The organism is Martinezella lusitana (assembly GCF_010668395.1).
GTDB lineage: Bacteria > Pseudomonadota > Alphaproteobacteria > Rhizobiales > Rhizobiaceae > Rhizobium > Rhizobium lusitanum_A.
Genome location: NZ_WUEY01000007.1, coordinates 113,665 through 127,360 on the forward strand (window position 1 = coordinate 113,665; position 13,696 = coordinate 127,360).

A 13,696-nucleotide genomic window follows, 5' to 3' on the forward strand; every position below is an offset into this window, starting at 1 on the left:
GCGGCCGATCAGCGACCGAGGTCGATATGATTGCGTTCGATGAAATCGATCATCGAACGATCGTCGACCATGTCTTCCTCGATGCTCTTGACGACCGACAGGACCTTGTCCCGATATTTCGTCGCATTGCTATCGTAGGCCCATCCCCGCGCCAGCTTCTCCATCAACTCCTGCCGGGATTTCGTATAGTAGTGGTTGAGCTGCAGGAAACGGTTCGAATAGAATTCGGGGGACTTCCGCGCCCGCCGCGTAAACCGCTTACCGGCGTCATTGGCGGTGAGATCGCCGTAAGCACGCGTCTGGAATTGATGCACGCTGACCTCGGTCACTTCGCAAGGATCGACGATGCATTTGAAATTGCTGACACTTTCCTTTGTTGTCATCGGATCGGCGCCACGCATCGTATAGTTCAGGGTCAGGGGCCCATCAGGCGGCGTCTCATGGCCGCTGGTCGCGAACATATGCCAGGGCAGCGACACATTCGGAAAATCTCCGACCGCGTCCAGCGCCTGCTCGACGGTCGCCGCTTCCTTCGGCAGCAGGAATTCGTCGACATCGATGAACGCCATCCACCGATAGTCACCGCCGAAGTTCAGTATGGCATGTGCGAAAGTGATGACCTGGCCGTTCAGCATTGCCGATGTCGCCGCGTCGCGCATGCGCCCGGCCCAGGGAATGATCGTCAGCGCGTCTTCATTCAGCAGGCTGCGAAGAATTATGCGCGTCTCGTCCACGGAGCCGTTGTCATAGATATAGAAGTGACGAATGCCGACTGCCTGGTGGAAGCGGACCCATTCCTCGATGTAGCGAGCCTCGTTCTTCACGCAGGCGGCAATGGCGATGCCGTGGCGCCCTGCCCGTGGCTCGGGCGGATCGATGGCCAGTTTCTTGGCATCGGACGCTTTCGGTTTCAGCCAGCGCATGAGCTTCATTCCTGCAACCTCACTTCAAACCTGCCGGCGCGGATCCCCGCCGTCCTCCGGCAAGCGTCACGCCTTCGCGGCGAACCTGTCGTCATAGCCGAAATCATATTTCAAGAGTGCCGAGACCGGAGAATAGTTGACGAAGGAGATGCCACGCTCGGCGGCAATCTCACGGGCAAGCACAAGATGCTCGATGATGCGGCCCTCGGCCCGCGCGATGCCGGAAAAGGCGGTATCGCCGCCGGTCTCATAGAAGCGAGGCTCGCCGGCATTGGAAATATCGATTCCCAGAAAGCCGATCTCACGCCGCGCGCAATAAAGGGCAAATTGGAGGGCCGACACGGCGACGGATCCACCCAGGAAAACGCCACGATCCGGCGAGAGCGAAAAACCAGCCGACCCTTCGGCATCCAGACGCACATATTGCAGCTTTTTGAGATCGTCGAGCGAACGGCGGCGAGCGCCGTACGGCTTGCGAATGTCGTCGATCAGAATGATCGTCTTGTCCGCCAGCCAGCTCTTGTCGATCTCGCAAAGCGCGCGCAGCACCGAGATGGAGAACAGGCAGAGCGAACCGGGCCCGATCTTCTTGCGCATCATGTCGATATGCCGCCAGACGAAGCGCTCGTCCTCGATGGCGATGGCCAGCGGCTCGTCGATCTGATTGCCGATCGTTCCGATGGCACCGTTGAGAAGAATGGCGCTTCCGGGTTCCAGCCCCCTCAGGTCGCAATCGCGAATCGATGGCCCCGAACCGACGATATAGATCGTGTCGCCGGAGCGCTCCCGCAGCCGGTCCATGCCGGCAAGACTCGCGACTTTGACCCCGCGATAGTGCACCTCGCTGATATTCTGGCTGCGAACGATGCTGAGCCCCGGGAACCAGTCCTGTACATGAGCCAGCGAACCGCCCAGGAAAAGGCGCACGCCGGATTTGATCAGCGACCTGTGCCAGGGGCGATCCGCCATCCGCCTAGAGCTCCACCAGACCGAGCTTCTTGACCTGTCGAATGGTCAGCATGGTGCGCACGGTGTCGACATGCTCGTTCGCGGTCAGAACTTCGATGACGAAATCCTGGAAGCGGGTGAGATTTTCCGCAACGCAGTGCAGCAGGAAATCGCTGTCGCCCGAGACCATCCACGCCTGCCGCACCAACGGCCAGGCAGAAGTGGCACTGGCGAAAGCCTTGAGATTGGCCTCGGACTGATGCTTGAGGCCAACCATGCAGAACGCCACGAGATCGAAGCCCAGCTTCGGGCTGTTCAGCATGGCGTGATAACCTTCGATGACGCCGGCCTCCTCCAGCTTGCGCACCCGGCGCAGGCATGGCGGCGCGGAAATGCCCACCCGGTCCGCAAGCTCGACGTTGGTCATCCGTCCGTCTCGCTGGAGTTCCCGCAGAATCTTGATATCGATGGCATCGAGCTCAGCGCGAAGCACTTTTATTGCCTTTCTTTAATTCCCCCTCGCCAGCTTCTATATAAGGCACGGAAATACGCAAGAAAGTTTCTCCTGCGTAACCGATTCTTACACAAAGCAGATTTGCTCTGTTGGTAATGCAAGGCTGCCCTTGAATAAATGCATAAGGCAATCATAAATGAAGCGGCTGATCGCGAAATCGCCTGCTTTGCGCGTTTGAAGCCGCGGTTTCCCAATCGCCGAAATTGAAAGGACTGACTATGCCTGCCCGCCACACGAAGGTGCTCATCATCGGCTCCGGCCCAGCCGGCTATACCGCCGCGGTTTATGCCGCGCGAGCGATGCTACAGCCCGTTCTGATCGCTGGTCTGGAACAGGGCGGCCAGTTGATGATCACGACGGATGTCGAGAATTATCCGGGCTTTGCCGATCCGATCCAGGGCCCGTGGCTGATGGAGCAGATGCTGCTGCAGGCCCAGCATGTCGGCGCCGAAATCGTCAACGACCTCGTAACCGAGGTCGACACCAGCCAGCGTCCTTTCGTCGCCCGCACCGATAGCGGCCAGGTATGGACCGCCGACACCCTCATTATTGCCACGGGCGCCAAGGCCAAATGGCTGGGCATCGAGAGCGAACAGCACTTCCAGGGCTTCGGCGTATCGGCTTGCGCCACCTGCGATGGCTTCTTCTATCGCAACAAGGATGTGATCGTGGTCGGCGGCGGCAACAGCGCCGTCGAGGAGGCGCTCTATCTCTCCAACATCGCCAAGTCGGTGACGGTCGTTCATCGCCGTGATTCCTTCCGCGCCGAAAAAATCCTGCAGGAGCGCCTTTTCGCCAAGGCAAACGTCAAGATTCTCTGGAATACCGAAGTCGCCGAAATCACCGGCGCGTCGGCCAAGCCGCCGATGCCGCCGTCCGTGACAGGCGCGCGCCTGCGCGATGTGCGCACCGGCGCCGTCACCGAAACGACGATCGACGGCGTATTCGTCGCGATCGGTCATGCTCCGGCGACCGAACTCTTCAAGGGCAAGTTGAAACTCAAGGACAATGGCTATCTCTGGACCGCTCCCGATTCGACCGCGACCACCGTCGAAGGCATCTATGCCGCCGGTGACGTGACCGACGATACGTTCCGACAGGCGATCACGGCGGCGGGGATGGGCTGCATGGCGGCGCTTGAGGCGGAACGCTACTTGACAGGGCACATGCCCGTCGCCGTGGCTGCGGAGTGATGCAGCCGATGAGGGGAAACGGCATGCCATTGGATTGGGACAAGCTGCGTATTTTTCACGCGGCTGCCGAAGCGGGTTCGTTCACGCATGCGGCGGATAAACTGCATCTGTCCCAGTCCGCAATCAGCCGACAGGTCAGCGCGCTTGAGCAGGACGTCGGTATAAAACTCTTCCATCGCCACGCGCGCGGCCTCATCCTGACCGAACAGGGTGAGCTGCTCTACCGCACCGCACACGACGTTTTGCTGAAGCTCGAAACGGTCAAGATGCAACTGACCGAGACGACCGACAAGCCGAGCGGCAAGTTGCGCGTGACGACGACGGTTGGCCTCGGCCAGGGCTGGTTGACCGACAAGATCCAGGAGTTCCTGCAGCTCTATCCCGATATGCAGATCCAGCTCATCCTCGACAACGAGGAGCTGGATGTGAACATGCGCCATGCCGATTGCGCCATCCGTCTGCGCCAGCCGCAACAGTCGGACCTGATCCAGCGCAAGCTTTTCACCGTGCACATGCACGTCTATGCGGCCCCCTCCTACATCAACCGCTACGGCGAGCCGCAGTCGGTGGAGGATCTGGACAATCATCGCATCATCAGCTTTGGCGAACCGGCACCGAACTACCTGCTCGACGTCAACTGGCTGGAAATCGCCGGCCGGTCCTCCGATAACAAGCGCCTACCGCATCTGCAGATCAACAGCCAGACGTCGATCAAGCGCGCCTGCCTGCTCGGCATCGGCATCGCGGTGCTGCCGGACTATATCGTCGGCCGCGACCCGGGCCTCATTCAGCTCGCGATCAATGCCGACGTTCCGTCCTTCGACACCTATTTCTGCTATCCCGACGAAATGAAAAACGCAGCTAAGCTCAAGGTTTTTCGTGATTTTATCGTGACGAAGGCTCGTAACTGGAATTTCTAGCGAACGTAAGTCACTGATAACGAACATTTTTTACGACTAATATATCAGCCGCGCGTATTATGCATAGCTGATATGCACAAAATAGAGTTGAAGCCTGCACATTTAACTACCATATCGCACATAGCTGATGCACACGGTGGCTTTTCCTCCCAGTTCCACCGCATTGGCTGTTCCCCTCTGGAGGTTTTTGACCTTCATACCTATAGGGCCCTGGTTTACTCCGGTGGCCCTTTTTTTTGCCTTTTTGACGCCGGCGTCGCAAACGCATAACTGCCATGCACAAAAAAGCATTGCGCACTGCACAAATTAGCATCATAACGCACACAGCTGATGCACACGGTGGCTTTTCCTCCCAGTTCCACCGCATTGGCTGTTCCCCTCTGGAGGTTTTGACCTTCACACCTATAAGGGCCCTGGTTCATTCCGGTGGCCCTCTTTTTTTGCCCAATTTCTAAGCATTCGTATTGGCTGCCTTGCAAAAATAATCTTTCGCAGCACCCTTGATATATCGAGACGCGTCGATACATAAATCGAAATTATTCGATATTGACGCAGTGAACATCATGGACAAGAACGAGATACTGAAGGCGCTGGCTCATCCAGGCAGGCTCGAGATACTCAGCCACCTCAAAGATCCCCAGGCTCATTTTCCGACACAGGAGCATCCGCTCGAGCTCGGTGTCTGCGCTAGCCAGTTCGAACGCTGCGGCCTGTCGCAATCCACGGTCTCGGCACATCTGGGCACGCTGCACCGGGCCGGCCTGGTGACGACGCGGCGCCTTGGTCAATGGATCTTCTATAAGCGCAACGAGGAAACCATCGCGGAATTCCTCGACGCCCTGCAAAAGGAACTCTGAACATGCCTCTTGCGCTTCTCGTTCTCGCTCTCAGCTCCTTCGCGATCGGCACGACCGAATTCGTCATCATGGGGCTGCTGCCTGAAGTCGCCTCCGATCTCGGCGCCACCATTCCGCAAGCCGGCTGGCTCGTCACCGGCTATGCCCTGGCCGTTGCGGTCGGCGCACCGATCATGGCTGTCTCGACCGCCCATTTGCGCCGCCGCTCGGCGCTCATCATGCTGATGGGCTTCTTCATTCTCGGCAATCTTCTTTGCGCCATTGCCCCGAACTACTGGGTGTTGATGATCGCCCGTATCGTCACCGCACTTTGCCACGGCGCCTTCTTCGGCATCGGCTCGGTCGTCGCGGCGAGCCTAGTGCCGGAAGACCGCAAGGCACGCGCCGTCGCCCTGATGTTTACTGGCCTGACGCTCGCAAACGTGCTCGGCGTTCCCCTCGGTACGGCATTCGGCCAGGCCTTCGGTTGGCGGGCGCCGTTCTGGGTCGTCACGCTTCTCGGCGCCGCCTCGATCGCCGGCCTCGCCGCGGTGCTGCCAAAGAGCGAGGAGGCGCGCCAGAGCAGTCTCGGTCGCGAAATCGCGGCTCTGCGCGGCCTCAGTCTCTGGCTGGCACTGCTAACGACCGTGTTCTTCTCGGCCGCCATGTTCGCGCTCTTCACCTACATCGCTCCCATGCTGCGCGACGTGACGGGTGTCTCGCCTGAAGCCGTGACCTGGACGCTGCTGTCGATCGGCGTCGGCCTGACGATCGGCAACCTGATCGGCGGCAAGCTGGCAGACTGGCGGCTCGGCACCACGCTTGCCGGCGTCTTCCTGGCGATCGCGGTAACATCGGCGATCTTCAGCGTGACCATTCATTCCTTCATCGGCGCGGAAATCACGCTTTTCCTCTGGGCCGTCGCCGCTTTTGCCGCCGTACCCGCGCTGCAGATCAACGTCGTTGCCTTCGGCAAGGACGCACCCAACCTCGTCTCGACCATCAACATCGGCGCCTTCAACACCGGCAATGCGCTCGGTGCCTGGATCGGCGGCGTTGTCATCGACGAAGGCTTCTCCCTGGCGCAGGTGCCGCTCGCCGGCTCGGCCATGGCGATCCTGGGTTTCCTGACCGTTTTGCTGACCTTCTCCACCATGCGCCCAAAGGGCGAGGCTCTCGCCTCGTCCTGATCCTTCCCTCTTCCACCGTCTCCCCCATAGAAAGGACGATCCATGACCAAATTGTTCGAACCGACGAAGCTTGGCGATATCTCCCTTGCCAACCGCATCGTCATGGCGCCGCTGACGCGCAATCGCTCGCCGAATGCCGTGCCGAACGAGCTGAACGTCAAGTACTACGCCCAGCGCGCGACAGCCGGCCTCATCATCACCGAAGCAACCGCCATCACCCACCAGGGCCAGGGCTATGCCGACGTGCCCGGCCTTTACACCAAGGAAGCGCTCGACGGCTGGAGGAAAGTCACGGACGCCGTCCACGCCAATGGCGGCAAGATCGTCGTGCAGATGTGGCATGTCGGCCGCATCTCCCACACAAGCCTGCAGCCGAACGGCGGCAAGCCGGTATCCTCGACGTCCCGTCGCGCTGAAAATTCGAAGACCTATCTGGTCAATAGTGACGGCACCGGCGGTTTTGCCGACGTCTCCGAGCCCCGCGCACTCGAAACCTCGGAAATCCCGGGCATCATCGAAGATTATCGCAAGGCCGCCCGCGCCGCGATCGATGCCGGCTTCGATGGCGTCGAGATCCACGGCGCCAATGGCTATCTGATCGACCAGTTCCTGCGCGGCAATATCAACGATCGCACCGACCAATATGGCGGCTCGATCGAGAATCGCGCCCGCTTCCTGTTCGAAGTGGTCGATGCCGTCACCAAGGAAATCGGCGCCGGCCGCACGGCGATCCGCATTTCGCCGGTCACGCCGTCCGGCGACGCCAGCGACCCGGCTCCGCAGCCGCTCTTCACCCATGTCGTCGAAGGCCTGGCGAAGTACGGTCTCGCCTATGTCCACGTCGTCGAAGGCCAGACCGGCGGCAAGCGCGACTTCCTGCCCTTCGATTATGACGCCCTGCACGCAGCCTATAAGGCCGCAGGCGGCAAGGCCGGCTGGATGGTCAACAATGCCTACACCCGCGAGATGGCGATCGAAGCTGTCGAAAGCGGCAAGGCCGATGTCGTTGCCTTCGGCAAGCCCTTCATCTCCAATCCGGATCTGGTCCGCCGCCTGAAGGAAAACGCGCCGCTTGCTCCGTTCGATCAGGCAACGCTCTATGGCGGCGGCCCCAAGGGCTATGCCGACTATCCGACGCTTGACGAAGCAGCCTGAGCCGGTCTTCCCCATAAGGTCCTGATATCGACAGGCACCCTCGCAACCATGTTGCGAGGGTGTTGCATAGCGGCGTTAGACACGAAGCGGGCGGCACCGGATGCAGCATCAGGCGGCCTGCAGGCAGCCGATCGACGTCAGGCTTGCGCGGATGGCCACATCGATCGGCGTATGCGGCTCTTCGCCGAGCACGGCCAGCAGCTTGTCGTTTCGCATCTGCAGCGGCACGTCCCAGAGATAGCTCATTTCGCGCAGCTCCCGCATGAACGGAACGAAGGGAGCGGCCAGAGGCACGGTCCACCAGGGAAATGCCTTCACTTTTACCTTGTGCCCCAGCACGCGCTGCACGGCATCGACCATCTGCCTGCCGTCGCCATCCCAATGACCGCGCATATGATAGACGGCAAAGGTCGGCAGTTCGTCGCCCTTCTCGATCAGCCTGATCATCGTCTCGGCAACATCGGGCAGATAAGCCCATTGATGACCGAGGCCCCGCTTGCCCGGATAGGTCATCGAGCGGATCAGCTTGCCTGGCGTCACCATGGCCTGGGAAAACCAGCTGTTGGCACGGGCCCCGCCGAAGAAATCGCCGGCACGAACGATGATGACCGGGGTGTCGCCCTGCTCCGCGGCGGCTTTCAAACGCCGCTCCATCTGTACGCGGATGGCCCCCTTGCGGGTCTTCGGCTTTTGCGCGCTATCCTCGGTGACATTGGGGAATACGTCAGGGCCGAAATTATAGACCGTACCCGGCAGCACGATGCGCGCGCCGACCGCCTTGGCCGCAGCGATCGTATTGTCCAGCATCGGCAGCACGACCTGCGCCCAGTTGCGATAGCCGGGCGGGTTGACCGCGTGCACGATGACATCGGCTCCTTCGGCAGCCTTGAGGACATCTTCCGCCCGCATGGCATCGCCCTGAAGCCAGTCGAATTCCGGCTGGCGGCGAGCGGCTTCGGCTGCGTTGCGGTTCAGCGCCCGGATGCGCCAGCCGCGAAGGGCGAGCCCCTCGGCAACCGCGCCGCCAATGCCGCCGGTTGCGCCGAGTATCAGGGCGGTTTTCGTATGGTCTGTCTGGTTGCTCATGGTCATCTCCATCGGTTTCGATGGGCAGACTATGCTCCGCGCCGACAATAAACGAAATTGCGGAAAAATCTGCAGATGATATACATAAATGTATGACGGCACCGGAGCCAAGCTGGGATTTCTATCGTACCTTCCTTGCCGTGCTGGAGCACGGCTCGCTATCGGCCGCCGCCCGCGACCTTGGGCTGACGCAGCCGACGGTCGGCCGTCATGTCGACGCCTTGGAACAGTCGGTCGGTGCCGAGCTGTTTACGCGATCGCAACAGGGCCTGTTGCCGACGGACGCCGCACTCGTCCTGAAACCCTATGCGGAGACACTGGCCAGCACGACCGCCGCCCTGCTGCGCGCGGCGTCCGGCTCGCGAGACAAGGTCAGCGGCACGGTACGCATCAGTGCCAGCGAGGTCATCGGAACGGAAGTATTGCCGCAGATCCTCGCGACGCTGCAGGCGCAATATCCCGAACTCATCGTGGAGCTTTCCCCCTCCGACGCGGTGGAAGACCTGCTGCAGCGCGAGGCCGATATCGCCGTGCGCATGGTCGCGCCCGCCCAGGAAGCCCTGTTGGCCCGGCATATCGGCACCATCTCGCTCGGCCTCTACGCCCATCGCAGCTACATCGAGCGACATGGCAAACCCGAAACGATCGAGGAATTGCGCCGCAGGCACAAGATGATCGGCTTCGATCGCCAGACGGCCTATATACGCACGATGCTGAAGCGCTATCCGATGCTCGACGGCGTCTCCTTCAGCTTTCGCTCCGACCACAGCACGGCGCTGCATAACGCGTTGCGCGCAGGCATCGGTATCGGCTTCTATCAGACGCCGCTCGCAAGACGCGACGTGAGCCTCGTGCGCCTGCTGCCGGAGATCGAATTGTCGATAGAGACCTGGATCGTGATGCACGAAAACCTGAAGACATCGCCGCGCTGCCGCGTGACCTTCGACGCTCTCGTCGCCGGATTGCTGGACTATGTAAAGGAAAACGATGCCGGGGGACGGCCATGATTGCGGGAACGGCCGTCGAGCTCGTGCCGTACGACCCGGCTTGGCCAGAGGATTTCGAACGTATCCGTGACAAGCTCGAACGATTGCTGACGCCTTGCGTCACGACGATCGAGCATATCGGCAGCACATCGGTTCCCGGCCTTGCCGCAAAGCCGCTCATCGATATCGACATCGTCCTGCGCGGTTCCGCCGACATCCCCCCGGCGACGCGCATTCTCCTGGAGCAAGGCTACGAACCGCGCGGCAATCGCTACGATGACGAGGTCTGGGCGTTCATGCGACGCGACAGCAGCCCGCCGGAACGCGTCTATCTCTGCCCGCCGAACAACCGGACACATGAGCGACGAATGATATTTCGCGACCATCTTCGGGCAAACCCTGCAGATGCCGCGGCCTATGCCACGCTGAAACTGGAACTTGCCGAAATCCACCGGCACGACGGCGACCGCTATACCGCCGAGAAGCATCACTTCATCGACACCATCGTCGAAAAGGCGATCAGCCTGCGGAAGATCTAGGCGCCGGGCGCCGTGTCCACGGGCGGGAAATGCGACTGGCCGTCAATGACCTCCGTTTCCGGGCGGTCGCCGCCATCGGCATATTCCTCATGCCACTTGCCGCTCTCGTCCTGCCAGCTGATCTCAGCCGAGTCGCCCCCGACCTGCTGCTCGGCCGCCACGATCCTGGCAGCCTCGACAGCCTCGGAATGCGTCGGAAACGCTTCCGAATAAACGTCATGGAAACGATAAGCCCACCCACCGTCATGCGGTACGATTTCGTATACGACCTTGACCATTCATTTCCTCCTTCTCATCTGCCAAGACCTTCGGATCCGGACGTTACCGACGTGGCCGCGTGCATCTGAGACGGGTTTCGAGTATGCCGCGACATTTGTGGGTTGGGCAGACACTATTCATTCAGTATTCCATTAAACGGCACAGACTGCAAATCGCACCCTCCTGCTGCAAGCTTGATGTGCGAAATCATTGATTTAGAGTGCAACCGTGAATCGGCGCAGAGGTGGGGAAGTGTTTACAGCAAACTGGTTCAGGCAGGAAAAAGCGCTCTTCGTGGCGTTGGCAATCGCCGTCATCGCCTATGTTGGCGAGCATTCGGTGCTCGAAATGGGGCAGACGGCATCGATGCTGGCGGCAGCGGCATTGATCGCAACGATTGTGCTCGCGTCCATGCGCGTCGCACATCATGCCGAGACGCTCGCCGTCAAGGTCGGCGATCCCTACGGCACGATGATCCTGACGCTCTCGGCCGTGGCCGTCGAAGTCATCATCCTCGCCATCATGATGAGCGGGGAAAGTTCACCGACGCTGGTGCGCGACACGATCTATGCCGCCGTCATGCTCGACATCAACGGCATTCTCGGGCTTGCTGCCCTTCTGGGTGGCCTGAAGCACGGCGAGCAGCCCTACAATGACGATTCCAGCAAGACCTACGGCGTGATGATCCTGACGGCCATGGGCATTTCGATGATCGTGCCGGAATTCATTCCCGATGTGAAATGGCACTACTACTCAGCCTTCACCATCGTCGCGATGATCGCGCTCTATGCGCTCTTCCTGCGCATGCAGGTGGGCAAGCACAGCTACTTCTTCAGCTACAGCTATCCGCGCACGGAGAAGAAGCTGGCGGTGCCCGAAGAGCACCACGATGACGAATCCACCACAACCTCGATCGTCACCATCCTGATCGGCGTCGTCCTGATCGGCGCGCTGGCAGAATTCATGTCGGCCTTCATGGATACGGGCCTCAAGGGCACGGGCGCGCCACCCGCCATCGCGGCAATCGTCGTCGCCGCCATCTCGGCGGCACCGGAAATTCTGACGGCCCTGCGTGCGGCGCTACGCAATCGCATGCAGGCGACGGTCAACATCGCCATGGGCGCCTCGCTGTCGACCGTCATCCTGACGGTGCCGGTCATGGAGGGGATCGCGCTCTACACCGGCCAGCCCTTCATCATGGCCATGTCGCCGGTGCAGACCGTCATGGTGATGATTACCCTGATCGCCGCCGCCATCAACCTCAACGACGGCGAAACCAATGCCATCGAAGGCATGACCCACTTCATTCTCTTCGCCACCTTCATCATGCTGACCGCGCTCGGCCTTTGATTCCGATTTCAAGCACTTGCACCGGCAGGCGGAATCAAATTGCGAGGTGCTTGAATCGATTGATGAAGCGGAAATCAGCGGCCTGAATACGAAAAAGCCCGCCATTTCTGGCGGGCTTTTCATTGAAAGATCGTCGGCCGCTTACTTGCAGGCTGCGCAGAAGCGCTGGATGCGGCGGCAAGCTTCTTCGAGAAGCTCTTCCGAGGTCGCGTAGGAGATGCGGAAGTTCGGGCCAAGGCCGAAAGCCGAGCCGTGCACGACGGCAACGCCTTCCGATTCCAGCAACTCGGACACGAAATCCTCATCCGTCTCGATGACCTTCCCGGTCGGAGCCGTCTTGCCGATCAGGCCGGCGCAGGACGGATAGACGTAGAAGGCGCCTTCCGGAACCGGGCAGGAAAGACCCTTCGCCTGGTTCAGCATCGACACGACGAGGTCGCGGCGACCTTCGAAGATCTTCTTGTTCTGCGGAATGAAATCCTGCGGACCGTTCAGCGCTTCGACGGCAGCCCATTGCGCGATCGACGTCGCACCCGAGGTCTGCTGGCCCTGGATCATGTCCATGGCCTTGATGAGCTGCAGCGGGCCGGCGGCATAGCCGATACGCCAGCCTGTCATCGCATAGGCCTTCGAGACGCCGTTCATCGTCAGCGTGCGATCATAGAGGCTCGGCTCGACTTCGACCGGCGTGGCGAATTTGAACTCGCCATAGGTCAGGTGCTCATACATGTCGTCGGTCAGGATCCAGACATGCGGATGCTTGACCAGCACGTCCGTCAGCGCCTTCAGCTCGGCATGCGTATAGGCAGCGCCCGACGGGTTGGACGGCGAGTTGAACATGAACCACTTGGTCTTCGGCGTGATCGCCTTTTCGAGGTCGGCGGGCTGCAGCTTGAAGCTGTTGGCCTGCGTCGTCGCGACGAAAACCGGCGTGCCGCCGCACAGCGCCACCATTTCCGGGTAGGAAACCCAGTAAGGCGTCGGAATGATGACTTCGTCGCCGGGGTTCAGCGTCGCCATGAAGGCGTTGAACAGAATCTGCTTGCCGCCCGTGCCGACGATGGTCTGCTCGGGAGCATAGTCCAGATTGTTTTCGCGCTTGAACTTGGCGGCGATTGCCTTGCGAAGTTCCGGGATGCCGGAAACCGGCGTGTACTTCGTCTCGCCGCGGTTGATCGCGTCGATGGCGGCCTTCTTGATATTGTCTGGCGTATCGAAATCCGGCTCACCGGCGCCGAGGCCGATCACGTCGCGTCCTTTTGCTTTCAGCTCGCGCGCTTTCTGGGAAACGGCGATGGTGGCAGAAGGCTTTACACGGGAAAGAGCGTCGGCAAGAAAGGCCATGGTGATCGGTCCTATTCGGTTGAAATTGGCAGAAAGCCTGCGGACCAGTTTTCTGCGCTAAGCTCTATGTCGAATATGGGCCGACGTTTCAAGCATAAAGGCGTCACAGTGGCTTTATTTCATGGCTTTCCGGGCGCCCCATATGCGTCCCTTTTACCCGGTTGGAGCGCCGCAATACGGGTTGAACAGCCCCTAAGACCGGAAGGGATCGATCACAGCGCGATACGGACGGGCCGGCCCAAACTTGAATCGATACGCGAAGCAGTTGATTCAACTTCTGAAGAGCATCGAAATTTCCGATTTGGAACAAACACTTCCCAACTGCCCGATCTCCTCGCGCGTATCTCCAACCTTTATCGCAGGAGGGCACCTCAATCTCAGTCCGGATCGAGGGCGTCGAACAAGAGCCCAATAGCTCGCGGAGAAGAACACAAAGGCGTTATCTCCCCCACTG

14 protein-coding genes are annotated in these 13,696 nt (G+C 60.3%); 8 read left to right on the forward strand and 6 right to left on the reverse strand.

What is annotated here, in order from left to right; translation table 11 throughout:
• Positions 1 to 8: 8 nt before the first annotated feature.
• The 3 genes from GR212_RS17565 to GR212_RS17575 form a co-directional block, all read right to left on the reverse strand.
• Positions 9 to 923: a glycosyltransferase family 92 protein gene (locus tag GR212_RS17565; RefSeq protein WP_163987864.1), complete on the reverse strand. Its 915-nt coding sequence runs from the start codon at positions 921 to 923 to the stop codon at positions 9 to 11.
• 66 nt (positions 924 to 989) lie between these two features.
• Entirely contained in the window at positions 990 to 1,892 is a 903-nt protein-coding gene (locus GR212_RS17570; protein WP_163987865.1) for a glycosyl transferase, read from the reverse strand.
• A 4-nt stretch (positions 1,893 to 1,896) separates the two neighbouring features.
• Positions 1,897 to 2,364, reverse strand: a complete 468-nt coding sequence (locus GR212_RS17575) for an Lrp/AsnC family transcriptional regulator (RefSeq protein ID WP_015340578.1) — start codon at positions 2,362 to 2,364, stop codon at positions 1,897 to 1,899.
• Positions 2,365 to 2,603: 239 nt separating this feature from the next.
• On the opposite strand from GR212_RS17575, the gene trxB reads away from it, so the two are divergent.
• From trxB to GR212_RS17600, 5 genes are all read left to right on the forward strand, one after another.
• Positions 2,604 to 3,578, forward strand: coding sequence for a thioredoxin-disulfide reductase (gene trxB / locus GR212_RS17580; protein WP_163987866.1), 975 nt, complete (start codon positions 2,604 to 2,606; stop codon positions 3,576 to 3,578).
• Positions 3,579 to 3,601: 23 nt separating this feature from the next.
• The gene (locus tag GR212_RS17585) at positions 3,602 to 4,498 is read left to right on the forward strand and encodes a LysR family transcriptional regulator VtlR (protein ID WP_163987867.1); all 897 of its coding nucleotides are present in this window, start codon (positions 3,602 to 3,604) and stop codon (positions 4,496 to 4,498) included.
• A 563-nt stretch (positions 4,499 to 5,061) separates the two neighbouring features.
• Positions 5,062 to 5,355, forward strand: coding sequence for an ArsR/SmtB family transcription factor (locus tag GR212_RS17590; protein ID WP_163988098.1), 294 nt, complete (start codon positions 5,062 to 5,064; stop codon positions 5,353 to 5,355).
• A gap of 2 nt (positions 5,356 to 5,357) precedes the next feature.
• Complete coding sequence (locus GR212_RS17595) at positions 5,358 to 6,524, forward strand: MFS transporter (RefSeq protein WP_163987868.1); 1,167 nt, start codon at positions 5,358 to 5,360, stop codon at positions 6,522 to 6,524.
• A gap of 42 nt (positions 6,525 to 6,566) precedes the next feature.
• Positions 6,567 to 7,679, forward strand: a complete 1,113-nt coding sequence (locus tag GR212_RS17600; RefSeq protein WP_163987869.1) for an alkene reductase — start codon at positions 6,567 to 6,569, stop codon at positions 7,677 to 7,679.
• Positions 7,680 to 7,787: 108 nt separating this feature from the next.
• On the opposite strand, the gene GR212_RS17605 is transcribed toward GR212_RS17600, so the two are convergent.
• The gene (locus GR212_RS17605) at positions 7,788 to 8,765 is read right to left on the reverse strand and encodes an SDR family oxidoreductase (RefSeq protein ID WP_204326635.1); all 978 of its coding nucleotides are present in this window, start codon (positions 8,763 to 8,765) and stop codon (positions 7,788 to 7,790) included.
• 92 nt (positions 8,766 to 8,857) lie between these two features.
• Here GR212_RS17605 and GR212_RS17610 point away from each other — a divergent pair, with 92 nt between their 5' ends.
• Together GR212_RS17610 and GR212_RS17615 are read left to right on the forward strand one after the other, a co-directional pair.
• Positions 8,858 to 9,772 carry a LysR family transcriptional regulator gene (locus GR212_RS17610; RefSeq protein WP_163987871.1) on the forward strand — a complete coding sequence of 305 codons (915 nt, stop codon included), beginning with the start codon at positions 8,858 to 8,860 and terminating at the stop codon, positions 9,770 to 9,772.
• Positions 9,769 to 10,290, forward strand: a complete 522-nt coding sequence (locus GR212_RS17615) for a GrpB family protein (RefSeq protein WP_163987872.1) — start codon at positions 9,769 to 9,771, stop codon at positions 10,288 to 10,290. Before GR212_RS17610 ends, GR212_RS17615 begins: the two co-directional genes overlap by 4 nt.
• Here the strand turns inward: GR212_RS17615 and GR212_RS17620 are convergent.
• A complete protein-coding gene (locus GR212_RS17620) occupies positions 10,287 to 10,568 on the reverse strand; it encodes a DUF2188 domain-containing protein (protein ID WP_163987873.1) in 282 nt (93 codons plus the stop codon). The genes GR212_RS17615 and GR212_RS17620 overlap by 4 nt on opposite strands.
• Before the next feature lie 274 nt (positions 10,569 to 10,842).
• Between GR212_RS17620 and GR212_RS17625 the strand changes: the two genes are divergently transcribed.
• Positions 10,843 to 11,898: a calcium:proton antiporter gene (locus tag GR212_RS17625; RefSeq protein ID WP_432444377.1), complete on the forward strand. Its 1,056-nt coding sequence runs from the start codon at positions 10,843 to 10,845 to the stop codon at positions 11,896 to 11,898.
• A gap of 141 nt (positions 11,899 to 12,039) precedes the next feature.
• Here the strand turns inward: GR212_RS17625 and GR212_RS17630 are convergent, their stop codons facing one another.
• On the reverse strand, positions 12,040 to 13,242 hold the full coding sequence (locus GR212_RS17630) for a pyridoxal phosphate-dependent aminotransferase (RefSeq protein ID WP_163987875.1): 1,203 nt from the start codon (positions 13,240 to 13,242) through the stop codon (positions 12,040 to 12,042).
• Positions 13,243 to 13,696: the final 454 nt, after the last annotated feature.

What these genes read in the sequence shown, in the direction of transcription:
- GR212_RS17570 (WP_163987865.1), bottom strand. Translation starts at nt 1,892, where the DNA reads ATGGCGGATCGCCCCTGGCACAGGTCGCTGATCAAATCCGGCGTGCGC.
- GR212_RS17605 (WP_204326635.1), bottom strand. Translation starts at nt 8,765, where the DNA reads ATGAGCAACCAGACAGACCATACGAAAACCGCCCTGATACTCGGCGCA.
- trxB (WP_163987866.1), top strand. Translation starts at nt 2,604, where the DNA reads ATGCCTGCCCGCCACACGAAGGTGCTCATCATCGGCTCCGGCCCAGCC.
- GR212_RS17600 (WP_163987869.1), top strand. Translation starts at nt 6,567, where the DNA reads ATGACCAAATTGTTCGAACCGACGAAGCTTGGCGATATCTCCCTTGCC.
- GR212_RS17565 (WP_163987864.1), bottom strand. Translation starts at nt 923, where the DNA reads ATGCGCTGGCTGAAACCGAAAGCGTCCGATGCCAAGAAACTGGCCATC.
- GR212_RS17610 (WP_163987871.1), top strand. Translation starts at nt 8,858, where the DNA reads ATGACGGCACCGGAGCCAAGCTGGGATTTCTATCGTACCTTCCTTGCC.
- GR212_RS17585 (WP_163987867.1), top strand. Translation starts at nt 3,602, where the DNA reads ATGCCATTGGATTGGGACAAGCTGCGTATTTTTCACGCGGCTGCCGAA.
- GR212_RS17620 (WP_163987873.1), bottom strand. Translation starts at nt 10,568, where the DNA reads ATGGTCAAGGTCGTATACGAAATCGTACCGCATGACGGTGGGTGGGCT.
- GR212_RS17595 (WP_163987868.1), top strand. Translation starts at nt 5,358, where the DNA reads ATGCCTCTTGCGCTTCTCGTTCTCGCTCTCAGCTCCTTCGCGATCGGC.
- GR212_RS17615 (WP_163987872.1), top strand. Translation starts at nt 9,769, where the DNA reads ATGATTGCGGGAACGGCCGTCGAGCTCGTGCCGTACGACCCGGCTTGG.
- GR212_RS17590 (WP_163988098.1), top strand. Translation starts at nt 5,062, where the DNA reads ATGGACAAGAACGAGATACTGAAGGCGCTGGCTCATCCAGGCAGGCTC.
- GR212_RS17630 (WP_163987875.1), bottom strand. Translation starts at nt 13,242, where the DNA reads ATGGCCTTTCTTGCCGACGCTCTTTCCCGTGTAAAGCCTTCTGCCACC.